General features: G+C 37.2%; 26 protein-coding genes and 4 pseudogenes. 17 read left to right on the top strand and 13 right to left on the bottom strand.

Features of this window, described 5'->3' with window-relative positions; translation table 11 throughout:
• The first annotated feature begins 8 nt into the window (after positions 1-8).
• Entirely contained in the window at positions 9-335 is a 327-nt protein-coding gene (locus U0033_RS17060) for a transposase (protein WP_072366377.1), read from the top strand.
• Entirely contained in the window at positions 319-1,254 is a 936-nt protein-coding gene (locus tag U0033_RS17055; protein WP_322518429.1) for an IS3 family transposase, read from the top strand. The genes U0033_RS17060 and U0033_RS17055 overlap by 17 nt, the downstream gene beginning before the upstream one ends.
• On the opposite strand, the gene U0033_RS33385 is transcribed toward U0033_RS17055, so the two are convergent.
• From U0033_RS33385 to U0033_RS33375, 7 genes are all read right to left on the bottom strand, one after another.
• A complete protein-coding gene (locus tag U0033_RS33385; protein ID WP_177318766.1) occupies positions 1,241-1,531 on the bottom strand; it encodes an IS3 family transposase in 291 nt (96 codons plus the stop codon). The two genes, U0033_RS17055 and U0033_RS33385, sit on opposite strands and share 14 nt — an antisense overlap.
• Positions 1,483-1,779 (bottom strand): hypothetical protein, encoded by a 297-nt coding sequence (locus U0033_RS17050; protein WP_143150996.1) that lies wholly within the window; start codon positions 1,777-1,779, stop codon positions 1,483-1,485. The genes U0033_RS33385 and U0033_RS17050 overlap by 49 nt, the downstream gene beginning before the upstream one ends.
• 310 nt (positions 1,780-2,089) lie before the next feature.
• Positions 2,090-2,491 carry an IS3 family transposase gene (locus U0033_RS17045; RefSeq protein ID WP_083571925.1) on the bottom strand — a complete coding sequence of 134 codons (402 nt, stop codon included), beginning with the start codon at positions 2,489-2,491 and terminating at the stop codon, positions 2,090-2,092.
• A gap of 11 nt (positions 2,492-2,502) precedes the next feature.
• Complete coding sequence (locus U0033_RS33380) at positions 2,503-2,877, bottom strand: IS3 family transposase (RefSeq protein WP_083571924.1); 375 nt, start codon at positions 2,875-2,877, stop codon at positions 2,503-2,505.
• A gap of 80 nt (positions 2,878-2,957) precedes the next feature.
• The gene (locus U0033_RS17040; protein ID WP_072366523.1) at positions 2,958-3,251 is read right to left on the bottom strand and encodes a transposase; all 294 of its coding nucleotides are present in this window, start codon (positions 3,249-3,251) and stop codon (positions 2,958-2,960) included.
• A 1,461-nt stretch (positions 3,252-4,712) separates the two neighbouring features.
• Positions 4,713-4,964: a hypothetical protein gene (locus U0033_RS17035; RefSeq protein WP_072366521.1), complete on the bottom strand. Its 252-nt coding sequence runs from the start codon at positions 4,962-4,964 to the stop codon at positions 4,713-4,715.
• 347 nt (positions 4,965-5,311) lie between these two features.
• The gene (locus tag U0033_RS33375) at positions 5,312-5,476 is read right to left on the bottom strand and encodes a hypothetical protein (protein WP_407654246.1); all 165 of its coding nucleotides are present in this window, start codon (positions 5,474-5,476) and stop codon (positions 5,312-5,314) included.
• Positions 5,477-5,836: 360 nt separating this feature from the next.
• On the opposite strand from U0033_RS33375, the gene U0033_RS33370 reads away from it, so the two are divergent.
• From U0033_RS33370 to U0033_RS17025, 4 genes are all read left to right on the top strand, one after another.
• Positions 5,837-6,070: a hypothetical protein gene (locus tag U0033_RS33370; protein ID WP_407654245.1), complete on the top strand. Its 234-nt coding sequence runs from the start codon at positions 5,837-5,839 to the stop codon at positions 6,068-6,070.
• On the top strand, positions 6,036-6,356 hold the full coding sequence (locus U0033_RS17030) for a hypothetical protein (protein ID WP_072366518.1): 321 nt from the start codon (positions 6,036-6,038) through the stop codon (positions 6,354-6,356). Before U0033_RS33370 ends, U0033_RS17030 begins: the two co-directional genes overlap by 35 nt.
• 119 nt (positions 6,357-6,475) lie before the next feature.
• The gene (locus U0033_RS33365; RefSeq protein WP_072366516.1) at positions 6,476-6,766 is read left to right on the top strand and encodes a transposase; all 291 of its coding nucleotides are present in this window, start codon (positions 6,476-6,478) and stop codon (positions 6,764-6,766) included.
• A 247-nt stretch (positions 6,767-7,013) separates the two neighbouring features.
• Positions 7,014-8,258, top strand: a complete 1,245-nt coding sequence (locus tag U0033_RS17025; RefSeq protein ID WP_072366514.1) for an IS3 family transposase — start codon at positions 7,014-7,016, stop codon at positions 8,256-8,258.
• 514 nt (positions 8,259-8,772) lie between these two features.
• Here the strand turns inward: U0033_RS17025 and U0033_RS17020 are convergent.
• The gene (locus U0033_RS17020; RefSeq protein WP_143150995.1) at positions 8,773-9,210 is read right to left on the bottom strand and encodes a transposase; all 438 of its coding nucleotides are present in this window, start codon (positions 9,208-9,210) and stop codon (positions 8,773-8,775) included.
• A gap of 123 nt (positions 9,211-9,333) precedes the next feature.
• Positions 9,334-9,438 (bottom strand): annotated as a pseudogene (locus U0033_RS33360) (hypothetical protein); the annotation flags it as partial.
• Between the two features lie 744 nt (positions 9,439-10,182).
• Here U0033_RS33360 and U0033_RS33355 point away from each other — a divergent pair.
• From U0033_RS33355 to U0033_RS33345, 6 genes and pseudogenes are all read left to right on the top strand, one after another.
• Positions 10,183-10,623 carry a MauE/DoxX family redox-associated membrane protein gene (locus tag U0033_RS33355; protein WP_072366510.1) on the top strand — a complete coding sequence of 147 codons (441 nt, stop codon included), beginning with the start codon at positions 10,183-10,185 and terminating at the stop codon, positions 10,621-10,623.
• 1,345 nt (positions 10,624-11,968) lie between these two features.
• On the top strand, positions 11,969-12,523 hold the full coding sequence (locus U0033_RS17015; protein ID WP_072366508.1) for a transposase: 555 nt from the start codon (positions 11,969-11,971) through the stop codon (positions 12,521-12,523).
• A 95-nt stretch (positions 12,524-12,618) separates the two neighbouring features.
• Positions 12,619-12,963: a hypothetical protein gene (locus tag U0033_RS17010; protein ID WP_245801891.1), complete on the top strand. Its 345-nt coding sequence runs from the start codon at positions 12,619-12,621 to the stop codon at positions 12,961-12,963.
• Positions 12,924-13,100 (top strand): annotated as a pseudogene (locus U0033_RS33350) (Mu transposase domain-containing protein); the annotation flags it as partial. The gene U0033_RS17010 and the pseudogene U0033_RS33350, both read left to right, overlap by 40 nt.
• A gap of 72 nt (positions 13,101-13,172) precedes the next feature.
• On the top strand, positions 13,173-13,574 hold the full coding sequence (locus tag U0033_RS17005) for a hypothetical protein (protein ID WP_143150994.1): 402 nt from the start codon (positions 13,173-13,175) through the stop codon (positions 13,572-13,574).
• A 70-nt stretch (positions 13,575-13,644) separates the two neighbouring features.
• Positions 13,645-14,297: pseudogene (locus U0033_RS33345) on the top strand (ATP-binding protein).
• A 366-nt stretch (positions 14,298-14,663) separates the two neighbouring features.
• Here the strand turns inward: U0033_RS33345 and U0033_RS16995 are convergent.
• The 3 genes from U0033_RS16995 to U0033_RS16985 all read right to left on the bottom strand — a co-directional run bounded on the left by U0033_RS16995 (position 14,664) and on the right by U0033_RS16985 (position 17,087).
• Complete coding sequence (locus U0033_RS16995; RefSeq protein WP_072366502.1) at positions 14,664-14,963, bottom strand: transposase; 300 nt, start codon at positions 14,961-14,963, stop codon at positions 14,664-14,666.
• A 93-nt stretch (positions 14,964-15,056) separates the two neighbouring features.
• Positions 15,057-16,250, bottom strand: coding sequence for an acyltransferase family protein (locus U0033_RS16990; protein ID WP_072366500.1), 1,194 nt, complete (start codon positions 16,248-16,250; stop codon positions 15,057-15,059).
• A gap of 306 nt (positions 16,251-16,556) precedes the next feature.
• The gene (locus U0033_RS16985) at positions 16,557-17,087 is read right to left on the bottom strand and encodes a transposase (RefSeq protein ID WP_072366498.1); all 531 of its coding nucleotides are present in this window, start codon (positions 17,085-17,087) and stop codon (positions 16,557-16,559) included.
• Between the two features lie 74 nt (positions 17,088-17,161).
• Between U0033_RS16985 and U0033_RS16980 the strand changes: the two genes are divergently transcribed.
• The 5 genes from U0033_RS16980 to U0033_RS16960 all read left to right on the top strand — a co-directional run bounded on the left by U0033_RS16980 (position 17,162) and on the right by U0033_RS16960 (position 21,460).
• The gene (locus U0033_RS16980; protein WP_072366497.1) at positions 17,162-17,563 is read left to right on the top strand and encodes a transposase; all 402 of its coding nucleotides are present in this window, start codon (positions 17,162-17,164) and stop codon (positions 17,561-17,563) included.
• 157 nt (positions 17,564-17,720) lie between these two features.
• A complete protein-coding gene (locus tag U0033_RS16975) occupies positions 17,721-18,209 on the top strand; it encodes a hypothetical protein (protein ID WP_143150993.1) in 489 nt (162 codons plus the stop codon).
• Positions 18,210-18,555: 346 nt separating this feature from the next.
• Positions 18,556-20,091, top strand: a complete 1,536-nt coding sequence (gene istA, locus U0033_RS16970; RefSeq protein WP_177318764.1) for an IS21 family transposase — start codon at positions 18,556-18,558, stop codon at positions 20,089-20,091.
• A gap of 79 nt (positions 20,092-20,170) precedes the next feature.
• On the top strand, positions 20,171-20,896 hold the full coding sequence (istB, locus tag U0033_RS16965) for an IS21-like element helper ATPase IstB (protein WP_072366491.1): 726 nt from the start codon (positions 20,171-20,173) through the stop codon (positions 20,894-20,896).
• Between the two features lie 39 nt (positions 20,897-20,935).
• On the top strand, positions 20,936-21,460 hold the full coding sequence (locus U0033_RS16960) for a DDE-type integrase/transposase/recombinase (RefSeq protein WP_072366489.1): 525 nt from the start codon (positions 20,936-20,938) through the stop codon (positions 21,458-21,460).
• Between the two features lie 13 nt (positions 21,461-21,473).
• Here the strand turns inward: U0033_RS16960 and U0033_RS16955 are convergent.
• Positions 21,474-22,544, bottom strand: a pseudogene (locus tag U0033_RS16955) (IS3 family transposase).
• Positions 22,545-22,731 lie beyond the last annotated feature (187 nt).

The following is a 22,731-nucleotide window of genomic DNA, read 5'->3' as shown; positions in this document are numbered from 1 at the left end:
TTTACAATATGAACAAGGGAAGAAGAAAGTTCAATGCAGCGTTTAAAGCGAAAGTAGCTATCGAGGCCTTAAAGGAACAGCTGACCTTAGCAGAGCTGGCCGAGAAGTATGATATACATCCTACTCAGATAACAGAGTGGAAGAAGCAACTGCTATCAGGGTCAGAGGATGTGTTTGACCAGGGAAAGAAGGCAGGTAGCGATGCCTCAGATCATCAGGAAGAAAAAGACGAACTATATAAGCAAATCGGTCAACTCAAGGTAGAGGTCGACTGGTTGAAAAAAAAATCTGAGCAGGCATTTGGGAAGAACTGGAAAGATGGCTTTAGTAAATAAGGAGGACAATGAGCTCAGTATTGTACGTCAGTGTCAATTGCTGGAAGTATCTCGTAGCAGCCATTACCATGAGCCCAAAGGAGAAAGCAAATTAAACCTGGAGCTGATGGAGCAGATAGACCGTATGCATTTGGAACATCCCTATTTTGGGGCAGAGCGCATGGCAAAACATCTGAGTACACCAGAGCTACATGTTAATGTGAAGCGGATAAGGCGATTGATGCGGAAAATGGATATTTCGGCCATATATCCCGCCCCTAATACAAGTGAGGCATGTAAGTGGCACAAAACATATCCATACCTGCTTCGGAACCTGAAAATAGACCGGAATAATATGGTTTGGAGTATGGATATAACTTATATTCCAATGCCGAAGGGTTTTATGTACCTGTGTGCGATTATAGACTGGAATAGCCGCTATCTGTTATCCTGGACACTCAGCAATACCATGACAGTGGAATTTTGTCTGGAAGCGCTTGAAAAGGCCATTTCTATTTATGGAGCACCAGAGATCTTAAATACGGATCAGGGCAGCCAGTTTACCAGTGAAGACTTTACAACAGCTGTATTAGGTGCTGAAATTCGCCTAAGCATGGATGGAGTAGGACGAGCCACTGACAATATCGCAATCGAAAGATTTTGGCGTAGCATCAAGTATGAGAATATCTATCTCAATGCTTATGATAGTACATTGGATTTATACAAGGGAATTCACAGGTATGTGGAATTCTACAACTGGGAACGAAAACATCAAGGCCTGGAATATAAGACTCCTGCTGAGATTTATGGAGCAGCTGATAAGTTATCCACATATCCACAGATATCAACAAAGAGAAAAAAAGAACCAAAAAAAGAGAAAGTTTATAATAGTAGTAATAGATTTGATTCTTTAATTAATAATTCACCTATTGCTGTCTAATAAATGGGGAGTATATAACTTCACTGGTTCTAATGTAAGTGATGTCGGACACCCATTTTTGATAAGCCCTTTCAGCTTTAAAATTTCGGTTAAGCAGGTTATCAGCGACTGGCAGATCATGAGCGCTTTCGGTAGTCACACAGAACTTTTTCTTTTGTATACCCTTTAGACCTTTTTGCTGCATGATCCTAATAATGTGCGACCTGCTACAGCTAACAGATTCTTCCTTTAATGCATGGTAAATGCGAGGACTGCCATAAGTTTTTTTAGATCCCAAATAGGTTGTCCGGACCAATGCAATGCTGCAGGAAGAGTGCAAAATAGGGTACCCATTGGGGCTGCTGTAGAATACCTTGCACTTAGTATTGGAGCGTACACAATTTCAAAATTAGCATTGATGGAGCCCACATTAGTATAGCAAAAGAGAGCACCATTAAATTTGTGTTGAGCTTTAAACGCTAACGATCCGCCAAGAAGACTAAATAAACCAATAACACTAAGAATAATAGATGTTTTGTTTTTCATACAAGTAGCTAAATTTTTGTTATTATTAATATCCTGAGCTGAGAATATTTTAACTAAAACTACAAAAGATATTTTGTGTTGATTATTATCGCGAAAAAATTGTATTATAATAGAAATAGTATATATGTTAAAGGGGGGGGGGAATTTTTACATTTTGAATATGTAGATTAAAGTATTTATGTCAGAGAGAACATTCAGGAATAGTTTTGATTATCTATAATCACAATTTTTTTGAGGAAAATTGTATGATTTGCATTAAATTTATGATTAGGCGTAAAGGGGGGCTTGACCTAGAAATACGGACACTTAGTTAAGCTACATTTTTCAATATCCGCTCTTGGCCGGTTAATTCAAATTCATCGGGCGAAAGATAGCCTAGAAATGAATGCTTCCGACTAGTATTGTAGAAGCCCTCTATATAGCTAAAAATTGCACTGCGGGCATCATTGACGGTTTTAAAGATACCTTCAGGATAGATCAACTCTCGTTTTAAAGAAGAAAAGAAACTTTCTGCTACCGAATTATCCCAACAGTTTCCCTTTCTGCTCATACTGCATATTATTTTGAACCTTACAAGCTCACACTGATATTTATAGCTTGCATATTGAACTCCACGATCCGAATGAAGCATTAATCCCGGATTAGGCTTTCTGGAACGGATTGCCATCCTTAATGCCGTTAAAACCAGGTCTGTCTTCAAGTTTTTATCCATTAACCATCCAACTATCTTTCTGAGAATAAGTCTACTATCACTGCCAGGTAAAGCCAACCTTCATTGGTTCTGATGTAAGTGATGTCGGATCCCCAATTTCTGATTGACTTTTTCAGCTTTGAAATTGCGATTAAGCAATTATCAGCAATAGGTAATTGATGATTAGCATCAGTAGTTACACAGAACTTTCTTCTTTGTATTCCAACCAATCCCTGTTGCTGCATGATCCTGATAATATGAGATCGACTACAGCTTACTGATTCAGCTTTTAGTGTTTTATAAATGCGAGGACTTCCATATGTCTTTTTAGATCCGAAATATGTGGTCCTTATTAATTCTGTTAAACGTCGCTTATGTTGTTCACACTTTCCGGATTCGCCCTTCATCTAGCTGTAGTAGGCACTAACACTGCAACATAATACCTTACACAAAATTCTGGTGCTATACTGTTCCGATAATTGGTTAATCACATAATATCTCTCCCGGAGCGATCTGGAAAGATACCTGCTACTTTTTTTAGGATCTCCACCTCTTCTTTCAAGCATGCATTTTCCTTCTGCAGTTTAATCATTTCCTGATCAGCTAAGTTCCCTTGCCCAAGAAAAGCTTTGTTCGTTTGTTGCTCTTGCTGTTTTTTCCAAACATAAAGCATGTTAGGATGAACGCCAAGATCCAGAGCCACCTGCGTAATACCGGATTTAGATGCCAGACGAAGGGCTTCTTCTTTGAACTCTTTACTGTAAGTCTTTCTCTTTGACATATATACTAAATTAAGATTTTTTCTATCTTAACTTAGTGTCCGTCAAACTAGGGCATATCTAGGGAAAATAAATCGCTTGAATCAAGAAATTCACCTTTAATTAGTTTTGCCGAGATTAGAGTTCGATAATCTCTTATCTAAACCTTAGAAGAAGAAAAATTCAGTTGGTTTTTATTGTTTGAAATATTGCAGTCATATTGTTATTTGCCACCATTGTTTGTACTTTAGCGGGCCTAAAATCTGATAAGGATCCAGAAGTTTTATTTTTAGTAAGCCGATATTGTGTTCGATAAAAGTATTTTGAACTGATTTACATGGCTGTATAAACTATAAATATTTTTCTTTCATCACTATTTCAGCTGATTGCAAATAAACCAGGCCCGTTTTCTATTTTTGTCCTTGTTGGCTTATCGCACATCTTAACAACCTTTCCCAATATCCGTATTTTTATAACTGTGAGGCCTAGTAAAGATCCATCAATTTAAATCCACAATTATTCACGGTTATAATAACCAATAACATTCAACAACGGGTAAAGTCTTTTATCAGAGAGATTATGTGTGATTGAAGCACATGTTCTAAATCTGCTTAACTGATATGGTAACATTCAGTAGATATTTTAACCGTTTAGGTAATTTTTATTTGATTTAATGTCTGATATACCATTTTAAATGGTTATAAGCTCTAAAAAAGCTTATATTAACGTTAATGAACTTTTTCTCAAACAATGATAACACTTCGATAAACCAATAGTAGGATCTTTCTATACAAGTTTATCCAGCGTGTCTATTCATGTAAATACCTCTTTAGGTATTCAATTTGTACCGTAATGTTTACTTAGGAAGACCTGCGATTTTAGCCTTTACAAACTGTCCTACTCCAAGAACTGGTTAATTGTTTTTTATCATCACGTGGCCAAACATTTTTGAATACATTTCATACAACATGATTTTCATACGTATTATTGGATATGATATATCTTAGTTTGGTATTTTCTTCAATTTCTTTCGCGTACAGCAATTTATTGGATTCTACATTATATTGGGCCTTCTATTTGTATAAATTTTTCAAAAAAATGTAGCCTTGATAGAAATATTAATTACCAGATTCTCCTGCATAGGATGATGAAAATGTGGTTTCTATGAGTCCTGAAATTTTCATGATTATATTGGGATGAGAAATTTTTCTCTAGGCTTACTGGGCTATCTCCCCACAGTTTTATAGATTTATCTAAAAGCTGATACAAAAATATTTTTCCTATAGAAGTAACTCATATGAATATTCATCTAAATCGTTGTTCGAACGATTACTTTATCTCCAATAGTTTAATTAATGAAACATTTTTCGTGTTTTATTGAAAGAACGGTATTTCCAATTTGATTAATTTTTTATATGGTTACCTCTATGTTAATAGAAGGTAACCATATAGTCCTGTGTTTTAACTAAAAATTAAATTTTAAGTTAATTGGATGCTGCAACTTGAATTCTTTTATAAGTATTAGTTCCTTCTGGAACGGTACAGAATAATGTACCTTTTGGACTTGTTGTTGTATACCTTGTAGTTAATACAGGAGCGAATACACCGCTAATGTTACCAACAGTGGTATAACAGAAGAGAGTACCACTAAATCTGTGTTGGGCTTTAAACGCTAATGCACCTCCAATAACGCTTAATAAACCAATAGCACTGAGAATAATATTTGCTTTTTTCATAGTATTAATTGCTTTTTTTGAAAAAGCTAAATTTATATTATTAATATCTGCTTGAAATGAAATCAGTTAACTGAACTGCAGACGATAGTTTTCGTTAACTTTTATCGCGATAAAATCTTATTTTAAGATCAAAAGAGAAATTAAAAAGAATATTTTCTGAATTGAAATATTGGAATAAAATTTAGTGATTTTCTATTGTAAATTTATCTATTTATGTTTGGTGAATATTTAGGATTGAGAAAGTAAACTTGTTAAATAAGGACAATTTTATTAGAAAAACATATTCACTGGAAATTTTAGCGAATAGTTGCTCTTTGTCAATTTTGGTGGAGCCTAATGTGTTAAAATTATCTATCAGCTTGAAGAATGAGCATTTTTCTTAGTAGTGCAAAACTTGCTCTGCCGTACAATTGCCTTTTCAGCGTTTTCATTTTGTTTATCTGTACCTCAACCTGACCATTGCTCCAGGGAAGAAGCATTGCATTTTCTACCACAGAAAAATCAGATTGCAGACCTTTGACAAATGAGCATATTTCTTTGACACCCGATATTATCGCTTTAGATATCCATCCTCAGAATTTTCGTCCTTTTTTACGAATTACCATAATTCTGAATGGATATTTCAGTGAATAGTGGTTCTTCGTCAATTGGGGTGATAGATAATGTTCATTTATATTTGAATAAAGTATAACGTAAAACCCCAAATGAATTTCGGATTTCTTTTCTATTATTGGAATAAGCCATTTAATACAAAAGCCGTAAATATTATAAATAATTCAATAAACGTACAAATATAATCTAGATTTAAGGCGGATAAATGCTCTAAATGCTCTCAGAAAAGTTCCGCCGTACATAGCTACTATAGCAGGAAAATAAAGGATTTACCAGTTTGGCGTAATAAAGTATTAATTAATTTAAATTGTAAGGAATTCTTCTGTAAAAATGTGATATGTGATCGGGGAATGTTCACCGAGCGGTTTTATAATCAAATCAAGCCATATTCCCGCATGAGCGATCGAACTGGGTTATTAGCTGGTGGTAATGTCGGTAATAGGATAAGTAGGATACATAATGTTAGTAAAAGTTCCTCGACAATTAAATGGTGAATCGCTTCGTGAAATTGCCTTGGCGGTAAAGCTTAATAGAGAAACCGTAGCCAAATATTTACGGCTGGAAGAACCTCCTGAGAAATCGCTGCCTAAGAAATTTGATTTTTCGGAATTTACAGATCAGATCCTTGAAATTATTCGGTCCAGTGAGGGTGCCACCAGAAAATATTTGATTGGTGAGTTACGGAGAATGGGATATAGTGGAGGACAAACCACCGCATATAAATTTTTAAAGGAAAACTTTAATTTGCAGACAGGAACGCTCTTACATCCACTTAATTAATCTTTATACTTTCCGACCAGAGCTGCCTTACTTTTGTCTAAATCTCCTTCAAAACTGAGTCCGGTTGAGAAAGAAGTTGTCAAAAACTTGTATTCAGCAGTACCTGATATCAGGCAAGCATGCGTTTTATCACGACAATTCAGAAGTTGCTGGTTTTAAAGAGAGGTAAACTAACTAAACGTTTTGAGAACTGGATGGAAAAAGCTCTTAAATGTACTACCTCCGAAATTAGATCTTTTGCGAAGGGCATATTATCTGATTTTACAGCGGTACATAATGCGATTTTATTGAAATGGAGTAACGGCCAGGTTGAGGTGCAAATCAATAAACTGAAAACGATTAAACGTCAAATGTATGGAAGATGTAGTTTGGAACTTCTAAAACACAGGCTAGTTATGCAACTAGATTAAATTATCCAAGTTAAGATTATCACCAAAATTGACGAAGAACCACTTTCACTGAATTATCCACTTGAATTCCCTAGATAAAAAACATGACTTCTTTATGTCAGGAACTGCATCACATAATGTGTCGACAACTTCGTTCTCAATTTCAGTAAGTATAGAAGATGGCATTGATAATAGTAAGGATGCCTATGGTGTTCCCCAAATTTTAGACAGGTGTGCTTAGTATAAACTAATCAACACCTTAACCAAAATGTCAAAACTTAAAAAAACCGCAAAGAAAAGTTACGATCCAGTATTCAAGGCCACAGTCGCTCTGGAAGCCCTTTCCCTGCTATCTACAGCCGAAGCAGTTGCAAAGCATCACGGCGTTAACAAAACACAGGTAAATCTATGGCGCAACATTATCAAAGAGCAGGCACACACCCTTTTCGTCAAGGGCAGAGTGGATGTCTATGACGATAAACAAGCTATCATAGATGAGCAACAACAGTTGATCGGTCAGCAGGCGCTGGAGATCAACACACTTAAAAAAAATACGGTGATACCCCCAAAGCATCGACTGGCGCTGATCGACTGCAATCATCCAACACTATCTATCGTTGCACAATGCAGACTATTTTCAATACATCGCAGTGCTGTGTATTATAAGCCAGCAGAGGAAAGCATGGAAAACCTGGCTATCATGCGTTACCTGGACGAGCAGTACATGAGTGTACCTTTTTACGGCGCCAGGCGCTTAAAAGTGCTGTTGGTAGAGGTAGGGTACAAAGTCAACGTAAAGCGCATTAAGAGGCTCATGCAGACCGTCGGATGGAAAACTGCCTACTGCACTCCAAGAACATCCAGACCCGATCCTATAAGCCTTAAATACCCCTATTTGTTGGGAGGGTTAGAAGTACTCAGACCGAACCACGTCTGGAGTATTGACATCACGTATATTCCAATGGAGACGGGCTTTATGTACTGTGCAGCAGTGATTGACTGGTATTCCAGGTATGTAGTTGGCTGGGGAATAAACAACCAGATGACTGCTGAATGGTGTGCTGGAATTGTTGAAGATGCGATAGAGAAATACGGTGTTCCGGAGATCATGAATAGTGACCAGGGTAGCCAGTTTACGTCAGAGATTTACCTACGTGTATTGCAGAAAAACAAGATCAAAATATCGATGGATAGCAAAGGGAGAGCGATTGATAATATCTTCGTGGAAAGACTGTGGAGGACACTGAAATACGAGAACATTTATCTACATGGTTACACCACGCCATACAATCTGATGAAGGGTTTGAAGCGATTTTTCCTGTTCTATAACGAGCAAAGGATTCATCAGGGAATAGGGTACAAAAGACCTATAGAATTGTATACTGGAATTGATCTGCCGAAACCTGCGCTCCGCGCTGCTTTGACAAAGAGTACTGCCGTATCATCTTCCGAAATCCTATTAGGCCGCAACGAGTACGACAGTATTCTTTGCCAAAGCGTAGGACTTTCTTAACTTGCAAAACCCCTGTCCTAACTTTTGGGTACACCTCAGCCTTTGATGGGCGTCACAGATGTTTAGGAAGTGTAGGCTCATTTACATCTGAATTTATACAACACAATTTCTGATGAAATTATAGGCAGCTGTATCCCATCCTTTATAGCCTAATTCTCGTATTTCGCTTATTAACGTACGGGATGTTAAATGGATGTTATCCATAATTCGTTCCCTTAGATATTGAGTGAATGGCGTAAATGATATTTGTGCTAGCGAATGCTTCTTAGGAGGTTCATGAAGTCTCAGGTAACTTGTAACTGTTTCTCTATTAATCTTTATTATCCTGGCTATATGCCTGGCGGATTCTCCTTTGGAAGATCTTTTATATATTTCTTCCATACGCAATAACTGCTTCTGGTAGTTGGATGAGTTAGGAGGTCATTCCCGTGATGGCTCAATTATTTCTACCTCTACACTCAAATTTTCATTCTGTCTGGATTGAAGTATTGTCTTGTATATTTTAAAATTTTGTTCAAGGTAGTTCTTCAATGAATCTCCCAGATTCCGGAGCCGATAAAACCGATCTGCTATCTGGATAGCATCGGGGCAGCTGTCTGTTACCCCCCCGCGTATAATTTGAGAACCTATCCCTACTAACAATTTTCACTCCCGGATTATCTATAAACCATTTTTTAACTATTAAGGCCTTTTGGTCAGGTAACAAATCGATAATTCGATGCCGCTCCAGATCAACAATAACGGACCCATATTTAATTCTTTTTTTATACGCCCAATCATCAATTCCCAATACTTCAGGCACTTGGAACTTAATAAGAGGAGCTTTATGGATTAATCTGAGAATGCTTGACGCACTAATCCTTATGGAGTGCAGCATACTTAATTTTGAGCCCACATTACTCCCTGTTAATAGACCCGTTTTAAACACCTTCTTAACGAGTCTTTCGCTCATACATAAATAGGGTTTTAGCTCATTAGAAAACCATTGAGTAAATATCTTCCTACGACAATTTTTATTCCTGCAGTAAAATTTTCTTGAGCGCAGAAGTATAGTAACAGCTTTACCACAGGAAGGCAAGTCCTTAATTTTCCTGTAATAATAACTATGTGCGCTATTACTCTTTTTATTACAATCTGGACAGCAACCAGCTTTATGGCGGCTTTCAACCTGAAGCTGTATCTGATTTTCAGCCTAGCTAAATGATTTAATATTAAAAGGAGCATTTCTTTCGAATACAAAAAAAACGGAAATCATTGGGGCTTGTTACTCTTTGTTGTGCAATCTACAACCCGTAAATTTTCCACCAAAATTGAAGAAGAGCCACTGTTACTGAAATATCCAATTCACTCTATTTCATCTAATGATTGTTGTTTTCGATTAATAGTTGACACTTTTTAAGATGGTACCATGTAACCGATAGAAGGTACTATAAAATATTCGAATATAAATTTAGAAATTAACTGCTGAAATTCTAATATTCCTTGAACTCAAATAGGGGAGGACCTCAAGCTTACAAAGGTCAATGAAAAATCTCTAACTTAAATACAATTGTGAAAAAGTACGACTCACTGTGAAGAAAGATTTTATATGCTTGGGGATTGGTAAATGTACATCTTTATGCCTAATTAGCTCATGCACCCTAGTCTTGCTTAGATGACAAACTGTATTAATTGTCGTTTATTATAAGTATAATCTTATTCATTTGGGTGAGGGTATATAAATGACCGCCAAAATTTTTCCTATGATATTCCAGATCGGATCATTTTTAAATGCTGCAATACAATATAGCTTGGCATTTTCCTCTTCCAATTGTAAATAAGGGTTTTACAATATCATTTCAAAACTTCAAAATAATTCTTGTGCTCCTAATTCTAAACCCTTTAATGGACTTAAATTTATAATTTTGTTCAATTGTTGTAATTTATGAAAAGATCTGTTTTTGTTGATTGTGTTGCTTTTTTATTTGTTCTACTATTTATCTATACAGCAACCAGTAAATTTTTAGATTTTTCTTTATTTAGGGAACAAATCTCAGAATCAACACTTCTAGCCCCTTTCGGAAGAGTAATCGCTTGGATCGTTCCAATATCAGAAATCGTTATATCGATTATGCTATTATTTCCAAAGTGGAGGATTAAGGGATTATATTTTGCCTTGATACTAATGACGTTTTTTACAACCTACATTATTTTAATAATGAATTTTAGTAAGCATATACCTTGTAGCTGCGGAGGAATAATTTCATTATTGTCATGGAAAGACCATCTCATTCTTAATAGTGCATTTTTAGTTCTTGGAGCGTTGGCGATTTGGATATCACGTCATCCCTTTTCTCGTTTCAATTCATCTAAATTACATCTATAAATTTTTGAATATTCTTGTACATGTTGGTTCTTCGTATGATCAGAAATTGGCAATACTGTTTTCGGAAAATAAGAGTATATCTTCTCTTAAAATAGGTTTACAGTTTTTGAGGCAAAAAGCTCAAAATGAACGATTACCTACAAGAATTGTTAAAAATGACATCAATATGATTAAAAATTAATAGAAGAAGCCATTTTTCGGATTCTTTTTGGTGGTGATGATGTCCATGATGTCTAGAGATCCTTAAGAATCCATGACCTGTCTTGTCCGGCTTAAACTTTACATATTGTCAAGTCCTGAAAAAAGTTTACAGTTTGGGAAGTAAATAAAGTTTACATCTCGATAGACATTTATAGGATGACAAAATATAAATGATTATAAGATACTTTCATTTTCGTACGTATATGAATTTACAGTATTTGTGAGCACCCAATATAGTTACTTCGTATTGATAATCAATTTATTTAAATTTTACAACTCTGCTGCGATTCCTGTTCTTTATGATAATTTCGCCTTCTTTTCCAATGTTTCTTCAATGGCTTATCTAATTGATAAGCTTCATGAGATGTCAAATAATCACAAGAAGATTATAGTTTTGAATGGCTGCCTGGGTTGCTAAGATCACTTCTGCATGAGATTTGAATACTCTGTTTAGTTGAAATCTATTTTCAATACTCCATTTATTCTCTCAGCCACAGCATTTTCATACGGATCCCCATTTTCAGTCATATTTATTCCGATTCTCAATTCTTAGTTCCCTGAGCTTTCTTACATAATCAAAACTACAGTATTGAGAACTGCAGTCTGAATGATGAATAAGCTTACCGTCATTTTAATGCATTCAAACAACCGTCTGCAGTTAGAAATGGGTTCAAACAGTATCCAACTATCATTCTTGAGTGTGCATCTGTTTTTAAAGAAAGATAATTAAAGTCGCGACCAACACAGATATATGTTAAATCGCTTACACAAACCTATTCAGTCTCTCTGATTTCCATCTCTTTAACCAAATTAGGATACTTTTTCATCCAATGCTTAGAATTCGTAGTATGAGGTAAATACTTCCGTCTCTTAATTAATAGATTGTTAGTTGAAAGGAGTTTGTGAAGTTTATCCCGGCCCATTTTGATGCCACTTTCACGTAGATGGATATTTCAGTGAATAGTATACCAATTATTTCAGTCCGAAGTATACCACTCGATGGTGATTTCATAGATTGATTTCAGTCCAAAGTATACCAGTCGTTATTGCTTTTTAAGCTGTCATTACGGCGCAAAGTATACCACTTACTATGGGATTTTGCTGACATTTTCAAACTAAAGCCTTGTTTTGTAATAAAAAAAGCATGGCTAATACGGTATTAACAATGCAGCAAATCCGATCCATTCTTCAATTGTTGGAAAAAGGTTTCTCTTACCGTAGCATTGCGCAGGAGCTCAGGATTAATCGCAAACCGGTTACCGCCTATGGTAAACGGATAGCTGAAAGCGGGCTCTCCTTTAAGGAACTTCGACAGCTACCTGATGCCGAGCTCTCTAAAATAGTCTATCCACCCACTGCACAAGCACCTTTACCTGACCCTGAGCGGCGTAAAGCACTTGATGAACTAATTGGTTACATGCTTTCTGAGCTGAAGCGCACTGGCGTTACAAGGCAATTATTATGGGAAGAATATAAGCGGGATAATCCGGATGGTTATGGATACACTCAATTTTGCATTTTTTTAAAAGCAGCAGCAAAGATTGTTAATCCTACGATGAGGATTGTTCATAAGCCAGCAAATATGGTGATGATAGATTTTGCCAGAGATAAAATGTCCTTCATCAATAAATCAACGGAGAACTTGTTGAATGCGTTGTTCTGGTTGCAGTTCTTCCTTTTAGCGATTACAGCTTTGTAATGGCTCTATCCAATGCTTCAATACCTTTGATACATGCATTGAACAAATGCCTTGAGTACTTTGGTGGGGTACTTGTTCATTTTAAAACGGATAATATGAAACAGGTAGTAGTGCAACCATGTCCTTATGAGCCCTTATTTACGGATGCCCTTCAACAATGGGCGCTTCATTATAATATTGCTATGCTCGTTGCCAGAGTCAGAAAACCTAAAGAAAAAGCCCCGGTAGAAAATGAGGTAAAAATTGCTTATCATAGGATATACGCTCCATTGAGGAATGAGATCTTCTTCAGTATTGAAGAAATAAATGCTGTCATATCCAAACAGCTTGAAATACATACTCATAAGCTATTCCAAGGTAAGGATTATATCCGTAAACAACTTTTTGAGAAGAACGAGAAATCCATGTTACAGTCACTCCCGCCGAGTCCTTTATCATAAAGCATCGGACCCCGGCCAAAGTTCAAAAGAACTACCATATTACCTTGGGAGAAGACTGGCATCACTACAGTGTTCCATATATCTATATTGGCAAAACCGTAACTGCAGTATATGATACCAATATAGTAGAAGTATATATTCAATTACAGAGGATAGCACTACATAAGCACAGTTACCGTAAACACGACTTTACTACAGAAAATCCTCATATGCCCAATGGATATCGCAGCTATTTTGAACAGCAGGGATGGACGGCGGAATACTTTCCGGATAAAGCAGCTACGATAGGACCCAATACGATGGCTTACATGCAAGGAATGTTCAAAGCAAGTCAATTTACGGAACAAACATACAATGCCTGCAGAGGAATACTACGGCTATATAAGGACTATGGTTTAGAGAGACTTGAACTGGCATGTATGATGGCATTAAAAGGCAACAGCTATAATTATAGAATAATCCAGAATATACTAACGAACAACAGGGATAAGTTACTACATGTGCAGCCAGAACTCTTCTGGATACCAGAACATCAAAATCTAAGAGATCCTGATGCATACACATTAGCATATCATCCCACTATTATTGACTCTTCAAAATCAAAAGAATGAACCATCAAAGTTCGCTTGAATCCATGCAGCGCTTTAAACCTGGCGGAATGGCAAGCGCTATGAGGCTATTATGCGCTTACCGGTAGAACAACAACCAGAAGCGCATACTGTCATTGGAATGTTGTTAGATGCAGAATCAGAATTCCTTATACATCACCGAACAGAGCTTTACCTACGGTTATCCAAACTAAGGTATAATGCTACACCTGAACAGGTAAACTGTGCTCCTGGCAGAGGCATTACTAAAGAAATGCTCGTAACACTATCTGATGGCACCTATATTGAGAAAGCAGAGAACCTCTTAATTACAGGTTCTACTGGTTGTGGAAAAAGTTTTATGGCTTACGCAATGGGAAGAAATGCCTGCTTGGCTATCGTACCCTCTATTATTCTATGAACAGGTTCGTCGAAGGCCTGGCTGCAGCACAGCTGGAAGGAACTTATATCAGATGGTTAAACCAGATTGCAAAAACTCCGCTATTAATCCTCGATGATTTTGGGTTGGCACCTCTATCTCAGGACATGCGATTGACCTTGTTACAAATATTGGAAAATCGATTAGCAAAAGGCTCAACAATAATTACATCTCAACTTCTAGTCAGTAAATGGCATGAGTACATTAATGAACCTACTCTTGCAGATGCAATAGGTGACAGGCTGACTGCAAATGCTCATAAGATAGATCTCAAAGGAGAATCGCTAAAGGAAGAGAAAAACAGTTGATTTTATTACTCCAGCGCCCTACAATAGGTGGTATACTTTGCGATAAAATCATGGTATACTTTCACTGAATTATTCACACGTAGATTATGGCGTAATAAAAGATATAGCTTTTGGGTGCCCAAACCTAGTATTTCCCGTCTTATAGCAGCCACTAAATCCAACGCGAGAACACCTTCTGCAGTTTGTTCTTCTATGTAATGTTCCCTGCTATAAAACGCCTGTCGACTTTTACCAAACAGTCTGCAAAGACACCCGACTCCTGTCTTTGCAATTTGGTTATTCGCATGCTTAGGACTGTTTGGTGCGATGCTTTTTTCTTATTGGAATTTTCAGGTCTTTTTCTGCTACTTTGATCATAGTGTCTAATTAGAGAATCATGAGATTAGCATTTTTAAGACTACGCTCCAATTCTTTGATTCTCTGGTGAAGCGCCACCAGGTCTTGCTGTTGTTTCTTACTCATTGGGGGAATGGAAATCAGGCCATCTTCAATCCTTTTCCGGTATGTATTTACCCAATTCATAATTACACAATGGTCATGGATACCTAAGGATTCCTGTACATCACGGACATCTTCACCACCGAAAAAAATTCGAAATATGGCTTCTTCTTTTAATTTTTTATCATATTGATGTTCTTTTAACAATTCTTGTAGGTAATCGTTCAATTTTGAGCTTTTTGCCTCAAAAATTGTAAACCTATTTTAGGAGAAGACATTTTCGAGATAGTGAAAATAGCTTTACATAAATTAATTGATATATTAAGTCGTTTGAGACGAGACACTCTTTATTTGAGTGATCCGGTTTGATACTTTACTTCCCATCTCTATAAATGGTTTCTCTATGAATCGAAAAGATAAAGAGCAGATTACCATCAACAATGCTCCAACAATTGATGTAACTATCCAAAATGATTGTTGTGAACTTGATACCAATTGAATAATTTGAGGGAACATATGATATACAACAAATAATAAAACCGGGTGTATTAGGTATATGCTATAGGAAATTTGTCCGAGGATAAGGGAAATGTAGTTTGTTAATATGCCAAATAGTGAATTCCCAGAAGCTATAGCTATAAAGGATATTGAAATTAGTGAATAAGGGAAAAATGAAAAAATTGTATGATAATATGTATAGGAAAACACTATCATTAGTAAAACGAATAGCGCTACGATTTTTTTTGATCCTATTTGACGGATGTGCTTATTCCTGACCAAGAAAGCAGCAAATATTCCAACTAAAAATGGACTATTGGTTTCAATAGTGGCCATTTTATCTCCAGGAATATTCATTATGAAGAACAACAGTAGCAAAAGAATAGAAAATAAAATTAGCTTTAAAGATATTTTTATGTGTAGAAAAACAGCTCCTAACAACGGGAAAAGAGCATAAAATTGCCACTCCCTAGACAGGCTCCATAAAACAGCAGAAGTAATAGTTGGAGCATATTGGTAATCATTTAAGGTTGTTTGGCTGAAGAATAGCCAAAATATTACCTCCATTATCCTATCTGAAAATGGGGGAAAGAGGGTCCAATTGGAAAGTTTTCCGATTATAACCAATATCATTATTAAGACGATGACGTACAATGGATATATTCTTAGAAACCTGGCAACGTAATATTTCTGCCAGTCAATAGTTTTATTCGTGGCATCTATTAATTTCGAGAAGAATATAAAACCTGTAATCATAAAAAATATAAATACACTTGTCTGACCAAATTGCACAAAGGCACTCATATTTTCAACACTCCAATGCCCATTGACCAATAGGTTGCAATAGAGAGCTGCATGGTGTAAAAAAACAGTTAAGGCCATGTAACCTCGTAATCCATCCAATGGTAAATCTCCTTTTGTTCTGGGAGCTATTTTAACAAACTTATTAATTAGGAATAAGCTAATAAGACAAACGGTTATAACGGGGAATATAGCAAACTCAGATGGAGATATCATAAAAGTAGATTTGAGGTGTTGAATACTCAAACTGGCAATATAGTTTATATAGATTCACTTTTTGTTAATAGATTAGGAATATTAAATATTATCTTATTTCAAGCAAGGATCATTATTTTTGTCATATTTTGGAAACTGCTGACTTTTAATGTATTTTGAACAGATAAAACATCTCATATATTAAATGACAGGATATCTTTTTTTATGTATGTTCTTTTATAGTGTATAATTATAAGAACCTAGCCTTGTGTATAATCCTGTCATCATGGTTCTTCGTCAATTTTGGTGGTTAATCAATTTGAAGCACTAGGCGTTTTCGCAATAAATTAAAGCCCGCCCGTACATTTGGCGTTTTATTCTCTTAAGCTTATTGATTTGTCCTTCAACTTGTCCATTACTCCATGTCAAAGAAATAGCATTAACCACTGCTGTCAAGTCTGGTAATAATCTTTTCGCAAAACTTTTAAGCTCTTTTAAACTAGTATTGGTTAAATCATCCATCCAATCCTTAAGCCCACTTCCGTTATTTCTCTCTACTAAATTTCTAAATCTGCTTACAAAGGATGCCGCAGATTGAATATCCCCTGATGCAGTTTTTAATTTATTGAGCAATTCATTTTCGGAGGTGGGCAATTGTCTTTTCTTACGGTATAGTAATATGCTTACCTTTCGGGCGGACCAATAAGGAATTGATGTAGGAGAAATCGTAAGATTACGTACGCTTACCCTTACTATACCCTTTAGATGTTCATAAAATACGCTTCTACTGCCATTATATCCTTTTTCTTTAATATTATTCCATAATTGAAGAATTTCAATATTGGGGTCCTTGAACATGTGTGATCGGTAAATAACAATGCCCTAGTTTGACGGATACTATTTTAAAATAGAAAAAGCTTAATTTAGTACATATGTCAAAGCGTAAGACTTACAGTAAAGAGTTCAAAGAAGAGGTTCCTGTATTAGCCACCAGGTCCGGTATTACTCAGGTAGCACAGGATTTGGGAGTCCATCCTAACATGCTCTATGTTTGGAAAAGACAGCAAGAGCAGCAGACAGATAAAGCATTCCCAGAAAAAGGCAACCCAACTGATCAGGAAATGACCAGACTACAGAAGGAAAATGCGAGATTAAAAGCAAGAGGTCGAGATACTAAAAAAAGCTGCAGGTATCTTTCTGGACCGCTCCGGGAGAGATACTATGTGATCAAACAGTTATCGGAGCATTTCAGTATAAAGACCTTATGCAAAGTGTTAGGTTGCAGTGTAAGTGCTTATTACAGCTGGAAGAATGGTGAATATGGAAAGCTGTGATCGGTAAATAAGAATGTCCTAAAAATGGCAATTAGTATTGTACAATTTTGGTAAATAAGGATGCTCAGTTTCGGTAAATAGCAATGAACATCTTCGGTAAATAAGAATGTACAATTGCGAGTATAGGGGTACATGATCAACTTTTAAATTCCCAGGTTTGCTCTACATCAAAGAGGGAAGAATGGACAGAAAGACAATGAGTAATTGGATCATGTATCATGAAATTCATAGATTGGCAAGGGAGGGGCTAAGTAATTTAGCCATAGCAAAGTACGCAGTATGCGATAGACGCAACATAGCCCGGTATTTAGCAATGAATGAATCGGAGTACGAAGAGTTCCTGATAAAACAGGATAGCCGCCCGAGAGTTCTGGACAAATACGAAGACTTTGTAAAAGGAATACTGATAGCAGTTCCTGGAGCCAGTGCTGCGCAAATGTTAGACTGGCTTAAAGAACACTATAAGAATTTGCCACGTTTGAATCCCAAGACAGTTCACAACTATGTAATGAGTATCCGGCAGAAGTACAACATTCCGTTAGAAACCATCGAGAGGGAATACTTCATAGTAGAGGAGTTACCCTATGGTCAACAGGCACAAGCCGACTTTGGAGAGTATTATCTTCGGAACAGTGAGGCAAAATAGAAGAAAGTGAATTTCTTCACCTGTAGAATCCGGGGCATGGTACCCACCTATTCCAGAACATGGTAACCCCTCATTCCGCTTATGGTAACCCTACCCTTATAATTTTAAGGATTAGAATATAGGAACCTTGAATTATTATCTATCATAGACTTTGATGGACAATATTTTTTCTATGTTTTAAATCTGCCATTCCGACACATGGTAACCCCTCTGAAAAAACATTATAAGTCAATTCCGGACCATGGTATCCCCTCTCTAAGAAAGCCGTTAGAAATGTTAGAGTGATTTGCATTCATTTGCCCTTTTCATCTGTAAAAAAGAGGATATGGCTCAAAATGCAGTTGACATGAAACAGTTAAAGCAAGTTCAGCAATTGAGAGCTGATGGGGTTTCCATAAAAGAAATCGACGTACTGGTAACAGCCAAAGACAGTAAAAAATACCTGCTTCGGATGGATGGGATGCAAATAGCAGTGGATGACCCAAATGATATCAGTGAAAAGGGGCCGGCAGCAGTAGTCTACAAAGATGATAAAACAGTGATTAAAGGGCAACGGTTTGAAGCCCTGATCACTCATTTTGTGCAGGCCTGTAAGGAGTTACATAAAACCGGGGTGACCAAACAATTACTGTGGATGGAATATCTTCAGAACAACCCCGACGGCTATCAATACAGTCAATGTTGTTATTTATTCACCAGATATCTAAAGGATACTGATCCAGCCTTTCATTGGGAGTATACTCCCGGTGAATTTACGCAGATGGATTTTGCCAGTAAGAGGTTATCGTATGTCGATAAAGAAACAGGAGAGGTAATCTCATGCGAAGTTTTTGTTGGGATCTTACCGTTTAGTGGTTTAATCTTTTGCCAGGCTGTGGCTTCTCAAAATACAAGAGACCTGGCACACTGTATCAATGAGCTCGTCAAATACAGTGAAGGAGTTAGCAGAACATACCTTTGTGATAATTTTCGGACAGCTGTAAAACGGTCCGATTTACACGAGCCTGTATTTACAGAACTATGTTATCAGCTATCGGAACATTATCAAACAACATTCAGTGCCACTCGTCCATATTCCCCAAGAGATAAGGGTATGGTAGAGGGGGCTGTTAATATTGTCTATATGCATATTTATGCAAGGATAAGAAACGAAATATGCCATAGCGTAGAGTCGCTCAATCGGATTATCCGCATTCACCTGGATGTTCTTAATAGAAAGCCATATAAGAATAGCAAAGAAAGCAGGATGGACATCTTTCTGCGGCAGGAGAAGGCTGTTCTGAAAGAACTACCCTCTACACCCTACAGTGTTAAAAAGGGAAGGCAGGTTACAGTACAGCAAAACTATGCTATTCAACTGCCGGATAACAAACATTATTATACAGTTCCTTATACTTATGTTGGTTGTAAAGTATGGGTGCATTACGATAGCAGAACTGTTGAAATCTATTATCAGCATGAATGCATAGCCTTCCACGTTCGCAATAGTCAGGAACCTCATTTTAATCGCCTGGCAGAACATATGCCTCCAAATCATCAGCACATGATAGAGATGCGGGGATGGACAGTGGAAGACTTGTTGAAACGAGCAGAACAAGTTGGAGAGTATACAAAGCAAACAGCCGACCGCATATTACATAGCAGTGTTTACCCGGAACAGAACTTCAAGGCATGTAATACAATGATCCTTCTTCAGAACAAATATGGTAAGGACCGGCTAGAATCTGCCTGCAGAAGAACATCTAACATACCCAGGCTCACACTTAAAATGATCCGTAAAATATTGGAATGTGGATTAGGTAAACAACCATTACTTTTTGATGAGCCCACATCTCCACTTCCAAACCATGGAAATATCAGAGGGTCAGATTATTACAAATAGGCTAGACAGGCTAGCACTGCGTAATAACCCCATTGAACCCGGTATCTTATTTTTAAAATCAAATATATAATCATCAGTAATGAACACGACTCAAACTATCGATCAGATGCTTGAATTAAAGTTGATGGGAATGGCTAACAGCTATCGTTCTCAATTAGAATTACCTCTGGATCAGCAACTGGAAGCACATGAACTCATCACTCATCTTCTACAGGCGGGAAAACTACATCGTGGAAATGACCGAATGGAGACACTATTAAAAACAGCCAGGTTCCGAAATCATATCACACCACAGGAAATAAAATGCAGCACAGAACGCAAACTAAGTAAAAGTGTGTGGAGTAGTATGATTGAAGGAAATTATTTAAAAGCGGGTGAAAATATACTGATAACCGGATCGACTGGTTGTGGGAAAAGTGCTGTTGCCTGTGCATTAGGTCATCAGGCATGTCTCATGGGCCTAAAAACGCGCTATTTTAATATGAACCAGTTAATCGAAACCATTATTATGGCTAAGACAGAAGGTAGTTATATGAAACTGCTTAATCAACTGGAAAAGATACCTCTGATTATCCTTGATGACTTCGGCATCCAGCACCTTAATAAGAATATCAAACTGGCATTGTCAGAACTGCTGGAAGACCGATATGCAAAAAGATCAATCATTATTACTTCCCAATTACCTGTGTCTGCCTGGCATGACTATATCGATGAGCTAACACTTGCCGATGCTATCATGGACAGAATGACAGCTCGTTGTCATCGTATCGAGTTGAAAGGAGAATCAAGAAGGAAGAAAAAATAACTCTTAGTTATTGCCATATATTATCTTTGAAATAGTAAAATGCTCTTTCTCTTTTGGCTCTTCTTAGAGGGGATACCATTATCGGTACGAGGGGCTATCATCACCGGAATTAACATCTTCACCATGATGTTATCCCGCTCCCGGATGAAATATGTCTACTTCTCATCTATTCCTTTTACAACAGATACCACTATCAATGCTGATGAAGCTGCATTCCAGTATTTTAATGGGATTACAGCTGAATTGGGTTATGACCAGGATAAGTTACTGTTGTCTAGTGAGCAAATAGGTGATTTGTTGCTCACTTCAAAATTTAAGGCTTATGTACGTGAACAGGCTCTGGGCCTTCATTTTTGCCGAAAAAGCGATCCCGAAAGCAAAGGCAGGATAGAAAATGTCGTAAAATATGTAAAAGGAAATTTCTTATATGGCAGGGTCTATTGTGACATAGAAACCCTTCAGCAGCAGGTCTTAGGGTGGTTGACGCGGACCGGAAATGGGGTAGCACATTCCACTGTAAGCTTACCTATATTTTTATCCAGCTGGGATGAGAGTTTTGAATAATTTTTCTTTGTTGTTATTTACAGGAGAATTCCAGCGGAGGAACAAATCCAAGCGCCTGATGAGGTCTGGATCTATTATAATCATCTTTCCACTCTTCTGCCATTAGCCGTATTTCTGCTAGTGTGAAAGAATGATATGCATCCAGTAGCTCTCTTCTTAGTGAGCCATTATTACGTTCAATAAAGGCATTTTGAACTGGTTTTCCTGGCTGTATAAACTGTAACTGAATATTTCTTTCACGACACCACTGCTGAAACTGATCGCTGATGAACTCTGGGCCATTGTTCACTCTTATCCTTTGTGGCTTACCTCGCATTTCAACTATCTTTTCCAGTACCCGGATAACTCTGAGGCTTGGTAATGATGTATCTATTTCAATCCACAACGACTCCCGGTTATAATCATCAATAACATTCAACAATCGAAAACCTCTTCCATCAACCAGGCTATCGGTCATAAAATCCATGCTTCAGGACTGATTAATCGCCTCAGGAACTATTAAAGGCTGTTTCACCCGTTCAGGCAGTCTATGTTTGATCTTACGCCTGATATTCAATTTTAACGACTTATAAACCTGGTAGAGCCGCTTATGATTCCATGGATGACCTTTTCTTCTCAAACGGTGGTAGCACTTCCAGAAGCCGATAGAAGGATGTTTCTTTATCAATTCCTCCAGCGCCTCCATTAACGAAATGTCATCTTTAACTTTGCGCTTATATCGGAAGGAAGACCGAGGTAGGTCTACCAGCTTACAGGCCTGACGCTCACTCATATTTTCCTGCACCAATAACTCTATTACTTGTCGTTTGTCGTCAGGCCGCCGAACTTTTTTCCAGGGAATTCCTAACCGCATCATCCTCAAGTGTCAAATTGGCTACAATGCTCTTCAGTCTGGCATTCTCTTCCTCAAGTTCTTTCATCCGCTTCAATTCATTAGCCTCCATACCACCATACTTCGCTTCCCATTGTACACGGTTGCTTCGCTAACACCATTTTCGCTTACCAGGGCCTTAATTGCGATGCCTGATTTCTGCTTTTTTAGGATGGAGATAATTTGGTTCTCAGTGAATCGTACTTTTTTCATTATTATATTAAGTTAGAGATTTTTCTCTAACCTCACCGGACCATTTTCGGGGAACCTTACAGGTTAATATGCCAGAATGGACCTGATTATATACCAATTCAGAGGGTGGGTCAACATCCCATAATGGAGGGGAAACATAAAAAATTGAGGAGGGTCAACATCTTCCAGAATCTACAGTAGTGTTTTT

It is taken from the genome of Chitinophaga sancti, assembly GCF_034424315.1.
In the GTDB taxonomy this organism is placed as follows: Bacteria; Bacteroidota; Bacteroidia; order Chitinophagales; family Chitinophagaceae; genus Chitinophaga; species Chitinophaga sancti.
This window is presented reverse-complemented; position numbering and strand designations above follow the sequence as displayed.